Annotated in this window: 17 protein-coding genes and 1 other RNA gene; 5 read left to right on the forward strand and 13 right to left on the reverse strand. The window is 64.6% G+C overall.

Annotated elements, in window-relative coordinates; genetic code table 11:
- The first annotated feature begins 184 nt into the window (after window positions 1-184).
- Window positions 185-1,045, forward strand: coding sequence for a 2OG-Fe(II) oxygenase (locus ABQZ00_RS16840; RefSeq protein WP_323538704.1), 861 nt, complete (start codon window positions 185-187; stop codon window positions 1,043-1,045).
- 193 nt (window positions 1,046-1,238) lie between these two features.
- Window positions 1,239-3,284 (forward strand): TonB-dependent receptor, encoded by a 2,046-nt coding sequence (locus tag ABQZ00_RS16845; RefSeq protein WP_323538703.1) that lies wholly within the window; start codon window positions 1,239-1,241, stop codon window positions 3,282-3,284.
- A 241-nt stretch (window positions 3,285-3,525) separates the two neighbouring features.
- On the opposite strand, the gene ABQZ00_RS16850 is transcribed toward ABQZ00_RS16845, so the two are convergent.
- Window positions 3,526-3,939, reverse strand: coding sequence for a VanZ family protein (locus ABQZ00_RS16850; RefSeq protein ID WP_311238963.1), 414 nt, complete (start codon window positions 3,937-3,939; stop codon window positions 3,526-3,528).
- Window positions 3,927-5,180: a class I SAM-dependent methyltransferase gene (locus ABQZ00_RS16855; RefSeq protein WP_323538702.1), complete on the reverse strand. Its 1,254-nt coding sequence runs from the start codon at window positions 5,178-5,180 to the stop codon at window positions 3,927-3,929. The genes ABQZ00_RS16850 and ABQZ00_RS16855 overlap by 13 nt, the downstream gene beginning before the upstream one ends.
- On the opposite strand from ABQZ00_RS16855, the gene ABQZ00_RS16860 reads away from it, so the two are divergent.
- Both ABQZ00_RS16860 and ABQZ00_RS16865 read left to right on the forward strand, forming a co-directional pair.
- On the forward strand, window positions 5,179-5,916 hold the full coding sequence (locus ABQZ00_RS16860) for a pteridine reductase (protein WP_323538701.1): 738 nt from the start codon (window positions 5,179-5,181) through the stop codon (window positions 5,914-5,916). The genes ABQZ00_RS16855 and ABQZ00_RS16860 overlap by 2 nt on opposite strands.
- A 59-nt stretch (window positions 5,917-5,975) precedes the next feature.
- Window positions 5,976-6,051, forward strand: a non-coding RNA gene (locus tag ABQZ00_RS16865) — sX9 sRNA.
- A 156-nt stretch (window positions 6,052-6,207) separates the two neighbouring features.
- Here the strand turns inward: ABQZ00_RS16865 and folK are convergent.
- From folK to ABQZ00_RS16890, 5 genes are all read right to left on the reverse strand, one after another.
- The gene (gene folK / locus ABQZ00_RS16870; RefSeq protein ID WP_323538700.1) at window positions 6,208-6,717 is read right to left on the reverse strand and encodes a 2-amino-4-hydroxy-6-hydroxymethyldihydropteridine diphosphokinase; all 510 of its coding nucleotides are present in this window, start codon (window positions 6,715-6,717) and stop codon (window positions 6,208-6,210) included.
- A gap of 92 nt (window positions 6,718-6,809) precedes the next feature.
- Window positions 6,810-8,312 carry an ATP-binding response regulator gene (locus ABQZ00_RS16875; RefSeq protein ID WP_323518986.1) on the reverse strand — a complete coding sequence of 501 codons (1,503 nt, stop codon included), beginning with the start codon at window positions 8,310-8,312 and terminating at the stop codon, window positions 6,810-6,812.
- A gap of 3 nt (window positions 8,313-8,315) precedes the next feature.
- Window positions 8,316-8,756 carry a response regulator gene (locus tag ABQZ00_RS16880; protein WP_055850673.1) on the reverse strand — a complete coding sequence of 147 codons (441 nt, stop codon included), beginning with the start codon at window positions 8,754-8,756 and terminating at the stop codon, window positions 8,316-8,318.
- Window positions 8,753-10,564: a sensor histidine kinase gene (locus ABQZ00_RS16885; protein WP_115552962.1), complete on the reverse strand. Its 1,812-nt coding sequence runs from the start codon at window positions 10,562-10,564 to the stop codon at window positions 8,753-8,755. The genes ABQZ00_RS16880 and ABQZ00_RS16885 overlap by 4 nt, the downstream gene beginning before the upstream one ends.
- 715 nt (window positions 10,565-11,279) lie before the next feature.
- A complete protein-coding gene (locus tag ABQZ00_RS16890) occupies window positions 11,280-11,651 on the reverse strand; it encodes a BON domain-containing protein (RefSeq protein WP_055850667.1) in 372 nt (123 codons plus the stop codon).
- A gap of 149 nt (window positions 11,652-11,800) precedes the next feature.
- On the opposite strand from ABQZ00_RS16890, the gene ABQZ00_RS16895 reads away from it, so the two are divergent.
- Window positions 11,801-12,859, forward strand: coding sequence for an oxidoreductase (locus tag ABQZ00_RS16895; RefSeq protein ID WP_323538699.1), 1,059 nt, complete (start codon window positions 11,801-11,803; stop codon window positions 12,857-12,859).
- 339 nt (window positions 12,860-13,198) lie between these two features.
- On the opposite strand, the gene gnd is transcribed toward ABQZ00_RS16895, so the two are convergent.
- The 6 genes from gnd to ABQZ00_RS16925 all read right to left on the reverse strand — a co-directional run bounded on the left by gnd (window position 13,199) and on the right by ABQZ00_RS16925 (window position 19,174).
- Entirely contained in the window at window positions 13,199-14,140 is a 942-nt protein-coding gene (gnd, locus tag ABQZ00_RS16900) for a phosphogluconate dehydrogenase (NAD(+)-dependent, decarboxylating) (RefSeq protein WP_323538698.1), read from the reverse strand.
- 21 nt (window positions 14,141-14,161) lie between these two features.
- Window positions 14,162-15,391 carry a hypothetical protein gene (locus ABQZ00_RS16905; RefSeq protein WP_323538697.1) on the reverse strand — a complete coding sequence of 410 codons (1,230 nt, stop codon included), beginning with the start codon at window positions 15,389-15,391 and terminating at the stop codon, window positions 14,162-14,164.
- A 267-nt stretch (window positions 15,392-15,658) separates the two neighbouring features.
- On the reverse strand, window positions 15,659-16,036 hold the full coding sequence (locus tag ABQZ00_RS16910; protein WP_055850660.1) for a glycine zipper 2TM domain-containing protein: 378 nt from the start codon (window positions 16,034-16,036) through the stop codon (window positions 15,659-15,661).
- Between the two features lie 124 nt (window positions 16,037-16,160).
- Window positions 16,161-16,943, reverse strand: coding sequence for a DUF2242 domain-containing protein (locus tag ABQZ00_RS16915; protein WP_323538696.1), 783 nt, complete (start codon window positions 16,941-16,943; stop codon window positions 16,161-16,163).
- 73 nt (window positions 16,944-17,016) lie between these two features.
- Window positions 17,017-18,081: a DNA methyltransferase gene (locus ABQZ00_RS16920; protein WP_323538695.1), complete on the reverse strand. Its 1,065-nt coding sequence runs from the start codon at window positions 18,079-18,081 to the stop codon at window positions 17,017-17,019.
- A complete protein-coding gene (locus ABQZ00_RS16925; RefSeq protein WP_323538694.1) occupies window positions 18,074-19,174 on the reverse strand; it encodes a hypothetical protein in 1,101 nt (366 codons plus the stop codon). The genes ABQZ00_RS16920 and ABQZ00_RS16925 overlap by 8 nt, the downstream gene beginning before the upstream one ends.
- Window positions 19,175-19,180 lie beyond the last annotated feature (6 nt).

Below are 19,180 nucleotides of genomic sequence, written 5' to 3' on the forward strand. Positions count from 1 at the left end.
GCTGATCTCCAGGTCAAAGGGTCCGGTATGAAGAGGAGTCGTCAAGAATTGGTTGCGTTCCGCTCACTGCAGTGGCGAGCACGTTCAAGATCCCCGTCACCTTTATAGGGGCCGTCTGTTGCATTTGTCTTACCACGACACATTTGACACATAGTTGCCACACGTTGGCATGCACTGTGGCGGGATGACATTCACCGATATTCCCAGCACCCTGGCCGACTGGATCGTGGCGCAGGCTTTGGCCGGCCAACCGCCCGAGCACGCGCTGCAACCGCTGCTGGATCGTGGCTGGAACATGCAGGACGCCATCGATGCAGTCGAAGCGCTGGTGCGTGCGCACATCCAGCAGCACGCGCAGACACATGGATTGCCGATGCCGGTGCGGGTGCCGGCGCTGCTGCAGGACAGCGATGCGTCGCTATTGGATCTGGGCGATCGCCAGGTGCGCGTGTTGATGCGCATGCACTTGCCGCGCGTGATGGTGCTGGGTGGTTTTTTATCCGATGCCGAATGCGATGCAGTGATCGCCCTCGCGCAGCCGCGCCTTGCGCGCTCGCGCACCGTAGACAACGCCAACGGCGCACATGTGGTGCATGCCGCACGCACCAGCGACAGCATGTGCCTGCAACTCGGGCAGGATGCACTCTGCCAACGCATCGAGGCGCGTATCGCCCGTCTGCTCGACTGGCCGATGGATCACGGCGAAGGCTTGCAGGTCTTGCGCTACACCACCGGCGCCGAATATCAGCCGCACTACGATTACTTCGACCCCGACGCAGCCGGCACGCCGGTGTTGCTGCAAGCCGGCGGGCAACGCGTTGCCTCGTTGGTGATGTACCTCAACACGCCCGACCGCGGCGGGGCCACGCGCTTTCCCGATGTGCAGCTGGACATCGCCGCGATCAAGGGCAACGCGGTGTTCTTCAGCTACGACCGCCCGCACCCGATGACACGCAGCCTGCATGCCGGCGCCCCAGTCCTGGCCGGCGAAAAGTGGGTGGCGACCAAGTGGCTGCGCGAGCGCGCGGCGTGCCTGCCGGACTGATTGAGCAACGCGTCCAGCAACTAGTAGCTTCGTCGCCCGACGCAGCGCCCGGTGCGCCCATGCGGTGCGCACCGCGTCCCGTCATGCCACCCACTCCAGCACGCCGCTAGAGACGCGCATCACATATGTTATAATATTGCATTAGCTGACACATGGGGTGATCAGCTCCTCCCGCATCGGTGTCGTTCGATCCATGAAGATCCATATTCTCGTGGCGGCAGTGGCTGCCGTCCTGTTTGTCACCGAGTCGCGTGCGCAGTCGTCGGATTCGGCGCTGACGCTCGGCAAGGTCGATGTCCACCAGCATGGCGAAGGCCAACTCACCGCACATCAGGTGCTGACCTCGGTGGACGTGCTGGGCGCCGACCAGATCGAAGACAAGAACGTGTCCTACAGTTGGGAGCTGCTAGGGCAGATGCCCGGCATCCAGCTCACCGAAACCCGGCAAGGCGCCGAGTCGGGCAAGGTCAGCTTTCGCGCGTTCAATGGCGAGGGCTACCTCAATGCCATCAAGACGCTGATCGATGGCATCCCCAGCAACGTCAACAGCGGCAACCAGCGCTTCATCGACATGCTGTTCCCGCTGGAAATCAGCTACATCGAGGTGGTGCGCGGCACCAACGATCCGCGCTACGGCTTGCACAATATCGGTGGCAACATCAATTTCGGCACGCGTCAGGGCGGCAATTACACCGATGCGCGTCTGACCTACGGCAGCTTCAATACCCGCGATGCGCAGCTGGCCGTGGGCCGCGAGCGCGACGGGTTCGCGCAGAACTATTTCATCGGCGTGCAGGCCTCCGATGGCTACCGCGACCACGACACCTCCAGCAAGTATTCGTTGGGCGGCAAATGGTTCTACGGCACTCTCGATGACGGCATGCGCATCGGCCTGACCGCCCGCGTCTATCACAACGAAGCCGACGAACCCGGCTTCATGACCGCAGCGGAAATGCAGGCCGACCGTCGCAGCTCGGACCTGCGCAACCGCAACGACGGCGACGATCGCGACATGCGTCAGGTCGGCGTCCACATGGATTTGAAGCTGGCCGAGAACCTGTTTCTGGGCACCAAGCTGTACTACAACCGTTATCTGGACGACCGCCAGGTGACTTTCAGCGACCTGCCCACCGGCAATGCACCACGCCAGCGCCGCAGCTGGGACGAGACGCAGATCGGCATGCTCAACACGCTGACCTGGCGCAGCAGCGACACGCTCACCCTGGAAGGCGGCGTCAATTACGAGCATCAGGACAACGCCTACCGACGCGAACGCTTCCGCTATGCCGAGCCCACCAACTTCAATGCCACGCCGGCGCGCATCCAGAACGACGACCGCCATACACTCGATAACTGGGGCGCCTATGTGCAGGCGATCTATCAGCCCATCGAGGCGCTGAAGATCGTGCCGGCCTACCGCGTGGATCGCTTCGATGGCGACACCCAACTGCCGGGCGGCGTGCGTGCACCGCTGCAGCGCTACGGCACCATCGAGCAGCCCAAACTGAGCCTGGTCTACGCCTTCACCCCGACCACCAACGTCTATGCCAACTGGGGCCGCACCTTCCAGGTACTGACCGGGTCCACCGCACCGGCCTACCTCACCGCCGGGCAGCCGGACGTGCGCCCGTCCACCAATACCGGCATGGAGCTGGGCATGAAATTCAGCCCGTTCCACGGAAGCCAGGCGCGCATCGCGGTGTGGCAGCAGGACGCGGCCAACGAAGTTTCCAACATGCCCGCCACAGGCACCACCGTCACCCTGGGCAAGACACGCCGGCGCGGCGTGGACGCGCAGATCAATGCGCAGCTGGGCGACAAGTGGACGCTATGGGCATCGCACGCCTATCAGGAAGCGAAGATCGAACGCGACGACCGCGATGCCAGCGTGTCGCTGGTCGGCCGCGAGGTGGCGGCAACACCGCGTTACATCAGCAACATCGGCGTCGAGTACCGGCCAACCGATGCGCTGCGCTTGGGGATGCAGGGCCGCGCGCAAGGCGATTATTATCTGGAAGAACGCAATGTAGCCGGCAAATACGGTGGCTTTGCCACCCTGGATCTCACCGCCAGATACACCATCAATCCTGCCTGGAGCGTGGATCTGCAGGTCCGCAATGCCACCGGTCGCGAGTATGCCTACGTGTGGTACGACAGCTTCTTCTGGACCCAGGCGCAGCCGATGTTTTCGCCAGCGGCAGGGCGCCAGCTCTATCTCGGCTTGAACATGAAGCTGTAACTCCGGCATCCGCAGGCCGGGACCAGCACCTCATTCGGCGATGACGGCATGGCTGCTGCACAACGCAGCAGCCATGCAACGGATCTGCGATGTCAGGCACTGCCGTCGGCTCCTGCAGCGATTCAGTGCTTGCGGCCATGCCAGCGCATCAATGCGCGATCGGAAACAACACCGTTGCGTTGCCGATAACGCTGCACGCGTGACTGCGTTTGCATTCGCATGCCCAACACGTGCACGCAACTCAACGCCGCGCAAACAGCCGCTGATCGATCCGCAACATCACAAAGCGCAGCGGCGTCCACGCCAGGCACAGGCCGGCAACGATACCTAGCGTGTCGGCCAGCGCATCGTATGGGTCGGCGCTTCGATTGGTCGTCAGTGCGCCCTGCGCGATCTCGATGCCGATCCCCAAGGCCACCAGGCCGATGGCCGCAACGACCTGCGCGCGACGGGTGGCAAACAACTGCACCGCGCCCCAGCACAATAATGCGAAGGTCAAAAAATGCTCGGCCTTGTCGCTGTTATCCGGCAGTTCCGGAATCTCCGGCGGCGGCCCCAGACAGACCGCAATCACCACCACGATCGCAGCGATCCACAACGCCACCCACAATCGCGGCCGATGAAACGGGCGCAGCGTCTGCGTTACAGCCGCCATGTGAGATCGCCGGCCAGAAATGCGGGCGCAATATCCACATCGCGCGCGAAGCCCATCACCTGGAAACGCTCGCCCATCTCGCTGGGCAAGGTCAGCCGCTTGATCTGCTCACGCAGACGCATGCGCCCCACTTCATCGGTGCGCGTATCGGCCTGCGTCAGCAACGCGTCCAGGCCATTGCCCAGCAGGAAACTGGCCTGCGTGCAGTAACCCGCCAGCTCAAAACCGGCACCGGTACCGGCCTCCGCCAGCGCGGTGAAATCCACCGACGCGGTCAGATCCTGCAGGCCGGGCCAGCGATACAGGTCCTCATGCATGCGATGGCGATAGAACGCCCGCAAGGTGCCGTCCTCGCGCTGCGCGCGATAGAACTCGCCGCGCGGATAGCCGTAGTCGACAAACACCATCGCACCGCGCTTCAGGCCGCCGGCCACCGCCTGGATCCAGTACGGCAGCTGCGGCAACAACTCGGAGCGATAGCCATCGGCGAAGGGCCGATCGAGATAGCGCTCCAGATGCCGCACTGCCGCGCTCAACAACGCATCGGCCGGCTGCTCGCCACGCGCAAATTGCTGCTGCGCATCGAGCACCACGGTTTCTTCGTAGACCTCGCCCTCACGGATCGCAAAGCGCGGCGTCGGCAGCGCATCGATCACCTCGTTGGCGAACAGCACGCCGTCCCAATCGTCCGGGAACGGGCCATCCAGCCATTCGACCAGATCGAACACCGGCGGGATCAGGCTGCGCCCCAGGCGCTCGCGCTGACGCTCGCGCAGGTCCGCGCTGGGTTCGAGAATCGCGTAACGCTCGGGCAATGCATCCAGCTCCAGCAGCCGCTTGAGCATGACTTCGGCAAATGCGCCGCTGCCGCCACCCACTTCCAGCATGCGCGCCTGCGGCCCCAGCTGCTGCAGCACCGGTGCCAGCGCACCGGACACGGTGGCCGCAAACAACGGGCCCAGCTCGGGCGCGGTGACGAAGTCGCCGGCTTCACCGAACTTGCTCGACCCGGCGCTGTAATAGCCAAGGCCCGGCGCATACAACGCCAGCTCCATGAAACGCGAAAACGGGATCGCACCGCCGGCGGCCTGGATTTCGGCGCGCACATGCGCAGCCAGTCGGTCGCTGTGCGCCAGCGCGTCCGAATCGGGGGTGGGGAGGTCGGCGTGCATGCGGGCACCGGTTGCGGGGACAATGCACAGGATAGCCGAGCCCTTTGCAACGCCGAGCGAGTACGTCATGACAGACAGTTCCAAGGTGGTGTTGATCACCGGCGCAGGCCGCCGCATCGGCGCGCAGATCGCTACCACGCTGCACGCCGCCGGCTACCGCGTTGCCCTGCATGCGCATCAGTCCGCCGACGCGCTGCGCGCACGCGTAGCCGAGTTGTGCGCGCAACGCGCAGGCAGCGCGCAGGCCTTGCACGCGGATCTGCGCCTGCCGCACGCACCTGCGCAACTGGTCGCCGCGTGCATCGACGCGTTCGGCCGCCTGGATGGCGTGGTCAACAACGCCTCGGCGTTTTATCCCACCGCAGTGGGCGAAGCCACGCTGGCGCAGTGGGACGAGCTGTTCGCGGTCAATGCACGCGCGCCGTTCTTCATTGCCCAGGCCGCTGCTGCGCAGCTGCGCCAGCACCGCGGCGCCATCGTCAACCTCACCGACCTGCATGCACAGCAGCCGATGCGCAACCACCCGCTATACGGTGCCTCCAAGAGCGCGCTGGAGATGCTGACCCGCTCGCTGGCGCTGGAGCTGGCACCGCAGGTCCGCGTCAATGCCGTCGCGCCCGGCGCCATTCTGTGGCCGGAAGAAGGCAAATCATCCGACGCCAAGCAGGCGCTGCTCGCCCGCACGCCGCTGGCGCGCATCGGCACGCCGGAAGAAATCGCCGAGGCGGTGCGTTGGTTGCTGGACGATGCCAGCTTCATCACTGGCCAGACCTTGCATGTGGATGGCGGCCGTCAACTCAGCTGAGGGCGGCTAGCAATACGACTGCGCTCACCGCCAGGCGCGCGGCCGATGCTCGGTGCGGTAGTGCCACTCGTACATTGCGGTTCTGAGTGCGCCGCCGACAGCCGCCTGACGACTGCTCACCACGTTTTTTTCGTCCGCTCTAGAGCGGACGTCGCACGAAGCCACGCGCTACGTGCGGTGCATCGTCAGCGATCGGCGTGCGAAGCGCACAGGCCGATCTGCGCCGAACTGACATCCCTTCATCACCACATCGCGGCACGACCAGCCGCACTGCACACCTGCGCTACTGCGCTACTGCGCGGCACTCAGCGCAGGCGCATCCAGCGGCACTGTCGCAAATGCGCTGCCGTACTGCGGATGCGCCTGCCACAGCGCGGCGAGCGTGCGTCCGCTCAGCGGGTCGACAAAGTCCGGCGCGATATCGGCCAGCGGCTTGAGCACAAAGGCATGCTTGAGCTCAGGACGCGGGATGCGTAGATGCCCGGGGCCTTCGACAATGCAATCGCCGAAAAACACCACGTCCACGTCCAGCGTACGGTCGCTGAAACGCGGCCCGCTGCGATCGCGACCATGCGCGTCTTCCAGCGCATGCAGCCACTGGTCGAGCGCGTGCAGGTCCAGATCGGTCTGCAAGGCCACGGCGTTGTTGACGAAGTCCGGCCCATCGAAGCCCACCGCCGGCGTGCGATACGCCGGGGAGACGTCGAGCTGGCCGAAGCGCGCGCGCAAGGCGACGACGGCCAAGCGCAGGTAGTGAGTCGGCTGGACATTGCTGCCGAGGCTGAGGAGCACGGTGGTCATGCGGTATTCGCGCATGCGGCCGGCGTCAGCGTCAACTGTTGCTGTGCGCTGCAGGTACATCGGCGCACGCGCAGCGCGCGTGCGTGCGTGGCTCAGGCCATTTCCAGCGCATGCGCTACCGCGCGAAACACACGGCGCATTTCCAGCGGTTTGCGCAACACGTGCACCGGGATGTCGGGCGGAAAATGCCCACGCTGCAACGGCGCGCCGACGTCTTCCAGCACGATCGCCGGACCCTGGTAGCCCAGCTCCTGCATGCTCAGCAGCACGCTCACCGCCGACAGCAAGATGATGTCGCTGTCGATGATCACCAGATCCGGCATCGCGTGCTGCTGCACCAATTGCAGCGCGGCGGCGCCATCGGTGGCCAGCTGCGGCTGATAACCCTGGCTGGACAACGCATTACCCAGCAACGACAGCCGCGTGGCCTCGCCATCCACCAGCAGAATGCGCTGCCCCTGGCCCAGCGCCAGCGGCGGTTCGGTATCGGCAATGGTCACCGAGGCCGCGCGCATCGGCACGATCATGTCGAAGCGCGTGCCTTCGCCCAGCCGGCTGTCGACCTGGATGTTGCCACCGTAGCTTTCCACGATGCGCTTGCACGAAATCAGGCCCAACCCGGTGCCATCGGCCTTGGTGGTGAAAAAAGGACTGAACAGGCGTGCGCGCGTTTCATCGGTCATGCCCACGCCGGTGTCGGCCACGCTCATGCGCACGCGCGTGGCATCAAAGCGGTCGGCCGACAGCACCAGGGTGCCGCCGCCGGGCATCGCCTGGATCGCGTTCAAGCCCAGGTTGAGCAAGCACTGCTGCAATTCGGTGTAGTTGGCTTCGATGGTCAGATCCGAGGCGATCATGTCCATCTGCAGCCGCACGCCATCGGGCAGGCTGCTCCGCAGCAGCATCTGCACCGCCTGGAACAGTTTGGCAATGGACACCTGCTCGCGCGGCTTGTTGGAGCCACGCACGAACGACAGCATCGACTCGGCCATGTCATGCCCGCGCCGGCCGCATTCGGCCACCACATTGGCCAGCTGACGCAGCTGCGGGTCGTCGGTCCGCCCGGCCAGCAGGTCGGGCACGATCAGCAGCGGCTGCAGGATGTTGCGCAGATCGTGGCTCAGGCCGGCCGCCAGCATCGCCAGGCTTTCCAGTCGCTGCGCACGCATCAGCTCGCTTTCCACACGCTGGCGTTCGAGCTCCGCACGCGCTTCGCGGATGGCGCGCATTACCGCGCTCGGCAGCCGCGTGGGGTTGTGCTTGATGATGTAGTCGTTGGCACCGTCCTGCAGCGCCTTGACCGCCGTCTCCTCCCCCATGGTGCCGGAGACGAAGATGAAGGGGGTGGCACCGTTCTGACGCACCAGGCGCAGTGCCTGGTAGCCAGAAAATCCGGGCATGCTCAGATCCGACAACACGATGTCCGGCTGAAACGCCTCCAGCGCGCTGCGCAGCGATGGCTCGCTGTCCACGCGCTCGAACGCCGCATCAATGCCGGCATCGAGCAACTGATCGGACAACAGCTCGGCATCTTCCGGTGAATCTTCCACAAGAAGGATCTTCAGCTGCTCCAGTTTGCCACCCTCATGCGGCATGGGTCAGTCCAGCTCCGGTGCCTGATTGATCACCGCCCAGAAGGTGCCGAGCGTCTTGACCGCAGTAAAGAACTGATCGACATCCACCGGCTTGACCACATAGGCATTGACGCCCAGGTCCCAGCTGCGGGCAAGATCGCTCTCTTCGCGCGAGGACGACAGGATCACCACCGGAAGGCGCTTGAGTGCCTCATCGTTGCGCACCTGCTTGAGCACTTCCAGCCCATCCAGGCGCGGCATCTTGATGTCCAGCAGCAGCACAGCCGGCAGGCCTTCCTCGCGGTTGGCATAGGCGCCGCGGCGCAGCAGGTAATCCATGGCTTCCACGCCGTCTTCGACGTGCACGATGGGGTTGGCAAGACGGGCGTCGCGCAGAGCGTCGACTGCCATCTCGGCATCGGCCGGGCTGTCTTCTGCCAGAAGAATGGTACGGATGGCGGTCATACACTGAACTCTTGGTTGGGCGCTTCAAGCGCGGGAGGAAGCTCGAAATAAAACGTGGCGCCTTCATCGACGACGCCTTCAGCCCAAATACGGCCGCCATGACGCGTCAACACGCGCCGCACGCTGGCCAGACCGATGCCGGTACCAGCGTATTCGCTCGCCTTGTGCAAGCGCTGGAACACGCCGAACAACTTGCCGCTGTACTCCATGTCGAAGCCCGCGCCATTGTCGCGCACGCTGAACTGATGGCCGCCGTCGGCCATCGGCGTGTAGCTGACCTCGATCCTGGCCACCTCGCGCTTGGCGCTGTACTTGACCGCGTTGCCCAGCAGATTCATCCACAGCTGGCGCATCATGTTTTCGTCGGCCACCAGCACCGGCAACGGCGCCACATGCCAGTCCACACGGTGGCCGGTATTTTCGCTCTGCACGTTGGAATCCAGGATCGCACGCGTCTCGGCCACCAGCGATTGCATATCCACCGCCTGCAGCCGCAACGCGCTGCGACCCAGGCGCGAATACACCAGCAGGTCGTCGATCAGCGACGCCATGCGCCGCGCCGAGGAGCTGATCACTTCCATGTAGTGACGCGATTTTTCGTCCGCCGCATCGCCAAGATGGCGCGCCAGCTTGTCCGAAAAACCGGCCACATGCCGCAGCGGCGCGCGCAGATCGTGCGATACCGAATAGCTGAAGGCTTCCAGTTCGCGGTTGACCTCCGACACCTGCTCCACCTTGCCCTCCATCTGCCGGTTGAGCTCCTGGATGCGCAGTTGCGAGGCCTTTTGCAGGCTTATGTCGCTGACCGTCATCAGTACCACGTCTTCGTCGACGGTATCCGGCAGCGGCATGCGGCGGGCGTTGATCAGCATGGTGCGCAACACGCCATCGGCGGCACGCTGCTCATGCTCGAAGTCCCACAGCTCGCGGCCGCGCAGCAACACGTCGGCCAGGCGCTGATGGAACAGCGGATCGCGCCAGACCCCCTCGCCCACATCTTCCAGCGCCATCAATTCGTTGCCGCGCTCCTCCAGGCCGTACAACTCGGCGAAGGCGGGGTTGTGCAGCACGATGCGTTGATTGGTATCCAGCAACACGATCGGCTCGCGCACAGTCTGCAACACCGAGCTGGCACGGCCGCTGGCACGCAGATATTCCTGCTCGGCGGCGAGACGGCGGCGGATCTGCCGCTGCAGCAGCCAGATCACTGTCGCCAGCAAGAGCAGCTGCACGGCCAGCGCGGCCCAGCTCAGCACCGCGTAGTGCAGGCGCTCGGTGTCCGCGCGCGCGTTGCGCAGGCTCAGCAACCGACCCTCGGCACCCTGCAACTCATCGATCAGCACGCGGATCGGGTTGTTCAAGGTCATATCGTCGATCAGCGCGCGAATCTGTGCCTGCCCGGTGGTCACCGCAATCCGCTCGGCCAGCAACAGCCGACGCTCGATGGTGCTCTGGATACGCCCCATGCGCACCTGCTGCGCCGGGTTGTCCTTGGTCAGTTCGATCAATCGCTCGACCGCAGCCAGCGACTCGCGCCGGCCACGCCTCATTCGTTCCAGCAACGCCGGGCGCTCCACGCCGTGCGAGCGCATCAACGCGGCCGATTCGGTATCGCGCATTGCCGCTTCCAACCGCTGCGCGGTTTCCTGCACTTCCTGGCTATGCGACACCCACACCGCCGCCTGATTGGCGTTGCGCGCCATCTGCTGCAGCAGCAACGACGGCACCACCACAATGAGGCACACGGCAACCGCCAATAAGGGCAGGCGCCAGCGATCCCATCTGTCTGCTTGGACCGTTGTCTGCATTGCTAGGTCTGTATCCGTTCGCTGCACGTGCCTAAAGACGCGTCGGTATTGTCTCCGATCACACCCCAAGCGAGATGAATGATTCAGCTCATGACACCACCATCGTGACATAGCTGAATGGGCATATCATAAGTGCAGCAAAGGTGAAAATGGCGCGAGAAGGCCGCCGTTTGTCGGCGCCGCGGTGAACGATGGGCCCTGGGCGAGCCCAACGGGGGGCGCCACACCACAACTGAGCACCTGCATGCCTGCGTTCGATCCTGCGCGCTGCCACGCATAGACGCTCACCTGATGCGATCGCGCGTCGATAGGTACGGATCCCCGCCAGTACCGAAGGCATCGCCATGCACATCAGAAGACGGCAAGGTCCGCTGCAATGATCCCAAGTCGACGGCATGATCGGATACCAACCCAATGCGTCGCCTTAGACAGTGACCGAAGTATCGATGTCCATCACCGGCATACGGCGCATCGCACGACGGCAAGCTACGCCAGCAAAGCAGCCAACAAATCTAGCGAGCAGGTGCTGGGCAATGCAGCGAATCAGCGCCTGCCAGCACCGCACAGCAAGCCACCGTTCCAGCGCTGATCGCGCGAGCATGCCGATAAGTGGCCTCCCTGACGACGCACAAAAAAAAGCGCACTCCGTAGAGTGCGCCTCGTGCCCGGTTCAACTGCCTCGCCGCAGCTGGCCCAGCATTCGCTACCGCTACAATTACATCTTCGCAGCGACGACCTTCAGGCCGGTCGACTTGACGCTCTTGACGCCTTCGATGCCCTTGGCAACAGCCACGGCCTTGTCGTGCTCGGCCTGGGTTGCAACCGAACCGGTCAACATCACGATACCGTTCTTGGTCTCGACCTTGACGTCGGTGCCAGACACGTTATCGGTAGCGAGCAGATCGGCCTTGACCTTGGTGGTGATCCAGGTATCGGTGACCGGCTTCTTGGATTCATTCATGCCGGCGGCGTGGTCCTTGTGCGCGCCCATGTCCTGCGGCGCAGCAAATGCCTGCGAAGCACCCAGGGTCAGACCGAGCGACAACGACAGCGCCAACAGCTTGCGTGCATGCATCATGTTCTTCATTCGAATCACTCCCGTTGAATGTGGCTGCAGCTTGCGGCGGCGGTCGTCGCGTACACGTGACCGTTGCATGCAGAGGTTGTGAACCCCGCGCACACGGGTGGGTGCAATACCATGCAGATTCCCTCGTTCGTTGCGATGAACCGTTTTCAATGGCTAAACCGTTCAATCTGGCCGTCGTCGGCTACGGCTATGTCGGCCACACCTTCCATGCGCCGCTGATCGCCAGCACGCCGGGCCTGCGCTTGCACAGCGTGGTGTCGTCCAAGCCGCAACAGGCGCAAGCCGATTTCCCGGAGATCAGCGTCGTTGCCGACCTCGACAGCGCCCTGGCCGACCCGGCACTCGACGCCGTCGTGCTTGCCACACCCAATCAGACCCACGCGCCATTCGCATTGCAGGCACTGGCTGCGGGCAAGCACGTACTGGTCGATAAACCCTTTGCGCTGGATGCCGCGCAGGCGCGTGCCATGGTCGACGCTGCCGCGGCAGCCGGCCGCGTCATCAGCGTGTTCCAGAATCGACGGTGGGACGCAGACTTTCTGACCGTGCGTCGCCTGATCGACGAAGGGCAACTGGGCGAGGTGGTGGAGTTTCATTCGCACTTCGACCGTTATCGGCCGCAGGTCCGCGACCGCTGGCGCGAAAGCGACATCCCGGGCGCAGGCCTGTGGTACGACCTGGGCCCGCACCTGCTCGATCAGGCATTGCAACTGTTCGGCGCACCGCAGGCGATCGCTGCGGATTTGCAGCGCCAGCGCAGCCAGGCGCGCAGCGACGATTATTTTCACGTCACCCTGCATTACCCGCGGCTGCGGGTAATCCTGCACGCCGGCTCGCTGGTCGCCGACAACCGCCTGCGGTTTGCCGTGCACGGCACGCGCGGCAGTTATCTCAAGCACGGCCTGGACACGCAGGAAGACCAGCTGCGCGCCGGGCGTCGTCCTGGCACGGTGGGCTGGGGCGTGGACCCGTTACCTGGCACGCTCACCCGCGTGGACGAAGAGGGCCGCGTACACACCCATCAACCCGACAACCTGCCAGGCGATTATCGGCAGTGCTATGCCGCCTTCCGCGATGCGTTTGCAGGGACTGGCCCGGCACCGGTCGATGGCGCAGACGCGGTGCAACTCATGCGCTTGCTGGAACTGGCGCAGCACAGCGCCGCAACCGGACAGGTGCAATGGCTGGATGGTAAGCGCACGCTTTGATGACGCAGGCATCGGCTGCTTGCGCAGTTAAAGCGTGCAGCCGATGCAGGAAAATGTCTGGCCATCGTGCATTGCCGATTTAAAGGCGTGCCATGCACGTGATGCATGCATGCGCAGCGTCGCTGCATCGATCTGGCGCACCGCGCCGTAGTTTTTAGCTGCCGAACACGCCTACATCAGGCACGCAGATCCGAAATAAAACCGTGGCCACTGAGGGTCGAGCGACACACATCGTGAGCAGCATCGCCCACGCGTAGAACGCGCAGGCGGATCGAGCGCATTCCAATCGAGCAACGACCGCGACGCCGTTCGGCAACCGCGGCCGTGCCAGCGACGCGCTTACGCGTCCTTGCTGCCGATCGCCGGGGCTGCAGCGGTGGTGGTCTTCACCGCATGGCCGCCGAACTGGTTGCGCATGGCAGCCAGCAATTTGTCGGTGAACGAATCCTTGTCGCGCGAACGCAACCGCTCCATCAGCGACAACGTGATGATGGGTGCAGACACTTCCAGGTCGATCGCCTCGGCCACCGTCCAGCGGCCTTCGCCCGAGTCGGCTACGAACGGCGCGATACCGGACATGGTCGGGTTGTGTTGCAGCGCATCGGCAGTCAGGTCCAGCAACCACGAACGCACCACGCTCCCGTCGCGCCAGATCTCCGAGACCTGGTGCAGATCCAGCGCAAAATCGGTCTTGTGCTGCATCAGGGCGAAGCCTTCGGCGTAGGCCTGCATCATTCCGTACTCGATGCCGTTGTGGACCATCTTGGTGAAATGGCCGGCACCGCTCGGGCCCACCCGCCCCCAGCCCTTGTCCGCCGCAGGCGCCAGCGTGGCCAGGATCGGATGCAGCATGGTCACTGCGGACTCTTCGCCGCCAACCATCAGGCTATAGCCTTCCTTCAGGCCCCAGACGCCACCGCTGGTGCCGCAGTCGACGAATGCAATACCGCTTTCCTGCAGTTGCGCTGCGCGACGTTGCGAATCCTTGTAGTACGAATTGCCGCCATCGATGACGATGTCGCCGGCCTGCAACAAGGGCAGCAGTTGCGCCAGCGTGTCGTCGACGATCTTGCCTGCCGGCACCATCAGCCACACCACGCGCGGGCTCGGCAGCGCAGACACCAGCGCTGCCAACGCATCGGCAGTGACAATGCCCTTGGCCTGTGCGCTGCTACGCGCGCTATCGCCGGGATCGTAGCCGTGCACACGATGCCCGCCGTGCACCAGACGCTCGGCCATGTTGGCGCCCATGCGGCCCAAACCCACCATACCCAGTTCCATAACCACTCCTCAATGATCTGATCAGTGCAGGGTGCCACGCCGGGCGTACGCCGGCGTGGCGGAATTTTCAATGGATTGTTCCGTGACGGTGCTGGCGCCGCACTGTTGCAGCTGCCAATCGATCCATCGCCAGTACAAGGTGGTGCGCAGATTGTGCAAGGTCAGGTCGATCGCATATGGGGTGCGCGGGTTGCGATCGAGCAGGCGCGCGACGTGATAACCGATCGGCTTGGTGCCCTTGGGATGCACATACACCAGAAAGCCCTGATAGAACGGATCGTCCAGCAACGTCTGCAGTTCCTGCAGCCGCGCCTGCTGCTGCGGATCAAGCGTTGCCCGCAACGCCGCGTCGCGCTCGTACAGCAACCGCTCGAACCGTCGTTTGCCCGGCCCCTGCAGCTGCCTGGAGAGTTCCCAAATCTGCCGGTTGATCGTGTCGTAATGCGCAAAGCCGCCGTGCCGCGCCAACGCCTGCGCCGCCGCATCGCTGACATCCACCACCACGAAGTTTTCGGCCTGGTTATGGATATCGTCCAGATACGCCTTGTCGAACACATGCGCGATGAAGCCCGGCGCACCGACAAACGCCTGGCGCCCCAGTTGCGCGGTCTTCACCGCTTTACCGTCGGCAAAAAATTCGCCGGCGTGTGCGCCAAGCAGAATGCTGTCGGTGTCGTGCAAGGTCAAAAATGTACCGATCGACAGTTCGCCCGGCGTAAATACCTGATCGAACCCGGCATCGCCATACAGTTCGCGCTGCGTGGCGAGCTGGGCCACCTGCCGCCCCACGCCGCATTCGGAACGCACCTGTCCGCGATAGAACGCGTCCAGCGCCTGCGCATTGCTGCCGCGTGGCTGATAGCCGCGGCCAAAGCTCTTGAATCCACTCCAGCCCTGCGCAGCGGCGCCACGCCAGCCGAAGCCGATCCAGCCCAGTTGCAGCGCAGAAAATCGGTAATGCGGATTATCTTGCAGCTGGGTGACGGCGCGCAGTGTGGCGGCGCCAACGTCGAATCCGTAGGCGCATTGGGTAGCGGAATCGTCCAACAGTGCCTTCAGCGCTACGCCGCGTTGCTGCGCGTCCCAGCCGGCCGGCAGTGTGATCTGCAGATCGCCGGCTGCACGCGCCTGCGCAAGCGAGCCCCGCGTACAGGGCGCGCCGCGCTGGATGATTGGCGTGCTGATCGCCGCACTGTTGATGCTCCAACCCAATCGCCGCAACAGCGCTTCCACGCAATCGGGTGCGGCCATGCTGGCCGTTTGACTTGGTGCAGCAGCGGCCACTTGCAACAGCTGCAGACCGCACAGCGCCGCTGCACAGAACAGCGCAACCACGCGGCGCCACGCGGCATGCCGCACGCGTGTGTGCGCTGCAGGCGTGGATCGCACCGCCCAGCGTCTGCTCTGCACCTGGAATGCACTCATCGAGCGGAGAAGTGGATTGGCAGCACAGCGCTGCTCCTGGACCAAAACAAAGCCCCGGCAGGACCGGGGCTCGTGACATTCACTGCATCACGCTCAGCGACGTTCGCAGACGCGCTCGACCTGGCGATTGCCGTTAGCTTGCTGGCGGTTGCCCTGGATGGTGCGGCCTGCTGCACCACCGGCAACCGCGCCTGCCACGGTGGCGAGCTTCTTGCCGTTACCGCCGCCAACCTGGTTACCAAGCAGACCGCCGATGGCCGCGCCGGCAAGCGTGCCGCCGATGCGATTCGGGTCGGTGGAATTCTTCTGCACCTCGACGTTCTTGCAGCGCACGCGCGTACCGTCATTGAACCTGCGGCCTTCGTCTGCCGTCGTGTAACGGTGCTGCGAGTAGTTCTGCGCTTGCGCGAAGGTGCTCGTCGCCATCAGAGCGATCAGGGACATACCCATCAGGGAATTGCGCATTTTCATCGTACGTCTCCATCGTTCTCGCCCATTCGGCGAGCCATGGCTGCACTCTGGCCACTGGGTCGAGAACACAACGTGAAGCGCAAAACCCTCTATTCAGGCTTTGGAGCGGTGCGTGAATCGCGCGTCACGGCTGGGTGGCAGGTCCGCTCTGCGGCACGTTGGCCGGCGCTGGCGGCGGGTCCTGGGCTTCGACCGGCAACGGCGCGACGGGCGGCTGCTCGACCGTGGTTGGGCTCGGTGCTGCAGCGGCTGGCGCACCAGGCGCGCTGACCGCCGGTGTCGGCGCCGCGGCGGGCAGTGTGGCTGGTGCCGCCGGCGGGTGCGGGGCTGCCGGTACCGGCGCAGGCATCGCGGCGGCGGCGGCAGGCGCCGCTTCGGTCACCTTGGGCAGATAGGAGTTCAGTCGTTCGAAAAAGCGCTTGTAGAAGGCCGCGTCCTGCACCGTGGTGCTGGACACGCGCACCAGCGAGTCGCCGCTGCTGCCCACCGGCAACGACAACGAGCCGAGCACGCCAACACCCACGCTGGCCGAGGTGGAGCTCTTCTTCAATGCGTATCGATCCTGCAGCGCGCTGACGAAGATCTGCGCCTTGCCACCGTCCTGCGTGGCGCAGGAAATCCGTAGATTGAGCTGCTCGCTCTGGTCGGCTTCCTTCAGCTGGAAGTTCTTACTGCCTTCCACCGCCGCGGCATCGGCACGCGTCACGGCGTAGCCCTGACTCAACAGCACGCGCCGTGCGGCTTCGCAGGCCTGTGGCGAGCTGGCCGCCACGCTGCGCGAATACGTATCGTCGGAATTGAACGACTCGCGCATCAGCATGGTGTCGCCCTTGCTGCCGCCGCAGCCCACCAAGGTTGCCAACGCGCCAAGCAGCGCGCAGCGCGCGATCAGGGAAGTACACGACATGGGAAGACTCCGGCATCAAAAACCGGGCAAAGCATAGCTGCAACCGATGTGCGCGCGGCGTCGTGTTGCCGGCTCAGGGCATCGGCGGTTCATCCGCTGGCAGTTGCAGGTCGACCTGCAGGCGGCTGCCATCGGCACCGATCCGCTCGGCGCGCAGGTAGTGATGCGCACGTACCGTCGCCAGCGCCACTGGCGCGCGACAGGGTTCGCCCCACAGGCTCAGGCTGAAGCCCTGCACCTGCAGCCAGCTGGTCAGACGGTCCCACAGCGGCTGCTCGGCGCGCAGCATCAAGTCCAGATCCGCCGGGCCTTGCGGCACCAGCGCAGGCGATTGCAGCCAACGCGCATAACTGCCGTGCACCACCACCGGCACGCCAAGCGCCTGCACGGCCTGCAGCAGCTGCGCCGCCTGCTGTACATCCAAGCGGGCGCGGCAGTGCTGAAAGATCAGCGCATATTCGTGGCTACGATTGCTGGCGGTGCCTGCATGTTCCAATCCAGCGGCAGCACGCGGGTAACACAGCACCCGCTCGTCATGCAGGGTGAACAGGCTGCCGAGGATCCGGCCCAACTCCCAGGCCTGCGGGATCATGTGCCCGCCCACACGCACATTCTCGACCATGGCCACGCCAAATGCGCCCGGACGCAACTGCCGCCGCAACGCGTGAAACACCGCGCGCATGCCGGCGAGATACCCCGCGTAGTCGGCGCTGGCATATAGCTGCCCAGCCACCCTCGCACCGCGCCACTGGCAACCGAAATACGGCACGTTGGTCAGGCACAGATCGATCGGCGCGGCCGGCGCGGTCTGCACCAGGCTACCGACCACGATCGGCGCATCCACGCCGTGCCGTTGCAATCGCGTGCGTGCCAACTGCGCACGCGCATCGTCGATCTCCATGCCGTGCGCGTTGCGGCCTTCGAGAGCCGCAGCCAGCAAGGTACTGCCGAATCCGCAGAACGGGTCGAACACCTGCTCGCCCGGCTGGCTGAAATGGCGCACAAACGGCCGCATCTGATTGACCCAACCACAGTCGCGCCCGTTGAGCGGGTCGCGCATACGCAGGTCGTCGGGCAATGCCCAGGCCGCATCATCGGCTGCCGGCGTCCACCAGCTGCGCTGATCGAACTCATCCATCTGCTGCGTCCCACAGCACATCGGCGTCCGGGTCCCATCCCGCACACAGCCGGCCGTTGGCGAAGAACACCAGTTTGTACACATCGCCGGTGGCATGGCGCGCGTGCATCGCCGCGTAATCGGCGCTTTCGAACACCACTTGCATGCCATCGTCGCTGCGCATCCGCACATTCCAGAAGTAATACCCTTCCGTCATGCCGTCCAGCTGCCAACGCGACCACCACGGCTGCTGCATGCACTCGGCCAGCAGGTGCTCCACACCGATGCGGTGCTGCTCGATGTAACGCAACGTGCCGTTGTTGCGATACGCATCATCCAGCCGCGACAACTCGCGGAAGATCACCTGACCTGCGCCACAGCTGCGCGCCCACGCGATATACCGCGCGATCTCCTCGGCGCTGCACACCCCGCCCCGTTGCACGATACACACCAGCCGCACCGGCAGACGCGCAGCGATGCGACGGGCGGTCTGTGCGAACGTCATGGCATCGGCGATGGGCTCGTCCGCGCGGAAGCGCATGATCGCATCGTTATGCGCCTGCAGCGGGTGGTGACGCGACAGCTCGATCCACGACACGCCGAAATCGACCAGCGCATCGAGCAGACGCTCACCGTGCGCACGCGCCAGGCCTGCACCATTGCTGTACAGCACGCGCTGCTCGACGCGCGGGCCATTGGGCGTGGTCGACAAGGTGTGCAGCAAGGTCAGCAGCCACTGCGCGTCGTCGGTCATTTCCAGGCCCGACAGCGAATACGACAATGGCACCGCATGCAGCAGCTGCAGTGCGCTGCGCAACTGCGCGAAATAGTCCGGGCCCGGACGCAGCATCGACCCCGCCAGACCGCCCGCGTGCTGCCGCAGATTCTCCGAACAAAACCCACAACGCGCCGAACAGGGCCGCACCGAGGCGTACGGCGTCAACGTGATCGGCAATGCAACCCGATAGCGGCGCGCGCCGATCTGCAACGCATGCCATCGATTGCTGTCGTCCTGCAGCGGCACGCGCCGCTGCAGGTTGGGTGCCGTGGCGCGCAACTGCGCCAACAGTGGTGAGGCAGGCAGCAGCGGCACAGCGTCGATGGAAGCGGGCATGGGCCT

Source organism: Xanthomonas sp. WHRI 10204, assembly GCF_040202875.1.
Classification (GTDB): domain Bacteria; phylum Pseudomonadota; class Gammaproteobacteria; order Xanthomonadales; family Xanthomonadaceae; genus Xanthomonas.

Coding starts and splice junctions, on each gene's coding strand:
- gnd (WP_323538698.1), bottom strand. CDS start 14,140: ATGGAACTGGGTATGGTGGGTTTGGGCCGCATGGGCGCCAACATGGCC.
- ABQZ00_RS16910 (WP_055850660.1), bottom strand. CDS start 16,036: ATGAAAATGCGCAATTCCCTGATGGGTATGTCCCTGATCGCTCTGATG.
- ABQZ00_RS16915 (WP_323538696.1), bottom strand. CDS start 16,943: ATGTCGTGTACTTCCCTGATCGCGCGCTGCGCGCTGCTTGGCGCGTTG.
- ABQZ00_RS16875 (WP_323518986.1), bottom strand. CDS start 8,312: ATGCCGCATGAGGGTGGCAAACTGGAGCAGCTGAAGATCCTTCTTGTG.
- ABQZ00_RS16855 (WP_323538702.1), bottom strand. CDS start 5,180: ATGACGTACTCGCTCGGCGTTGCAAAGGGCTCGGCTATCCTGTGCATT.
- ABQZ00_RS16845 (WP_323538703.1), top strand. CDS start 1,239: ATGAAGATCCATATTCTCGTGGCGGCAGTGGCTGCCGTCCTGTTTGTC.
- ABQZ00_RS16885 (WP_115552962.1), bottom strand. CDS start 10,564: ATGCAGACAACGGTCCAAGCAGACAGATGGGATCGCTGGCGCCTGCCC.
- ABQZ00_RS16860 (WP_323538701.1), top strand. CDS start 5,179: ATGACAGACAGTTCCAAGGTGGTGTTGATCACCGGCGCAGGCCGCCGC.
- ABQZ00_RS16850 (WP_311238963.1), bottom strand. CDS start 3,939: ATGGCGGCTGTAACGCAGACGCTGCGCCCGTTTCATCGGCCGCGATTG.
- ABQZ00_RS16905 (WP_323538697.1), bottom strand. CDS start 15,391: ATGGCCGCACCCGATTGCGTGGAAGCGCTGTTGCGGCGATTGGGTTGG.
- ABQZ00_RS16895 (WP_323538699.1), top strand. CDS start 11,801: ATGGCTAAACCGTTCAATCTGGCCGTCGTCGGCTACGGCTATGTCGGC.
- ABQZ00_RS16890 (WP_055850667.1), bottom strand. CDS start 11,651: ATGAAGAACATGATGCATGCACGCAAGCTGTTGGCGCTGTCGTTGTCG.
- ABQZ00_RS16920 (WP_323538695.1), bottom strand. CDS start 18,081: ATGGATGAGTTCGATCAGCGCAGCTGGTGGACGCCGGCAGCCGATGAT.
- folK (WP_323538700.1), bottom strand. CDS start 6,717: ATGACCACCGTGCTCCTCAGCCTCGGCAGCAATGTCCAGCCGACTCAC.
- ABQZ00_RS16925 (WP_323538694.1), bottom strand. CDS start 19,174: ATGCCCGCTTCCATCGACGCTGTGCCGCTGCTGCCTGCCTCACCACTG.
- ABQZ00_RS16840 (WP_323538704.1), top strand. CDS start 185: ATGACATTCACCGATATTCCCAGCACCCTGGCCGACTGGATCGTGGCG.
- ABQZ00_RS16880 (WP_055850673.1), bottom strand. CDS start 8,756: ATGACCGCCATCCGTACCATTCTTCTGGCAGAAGACAGCCCGGCCGAT.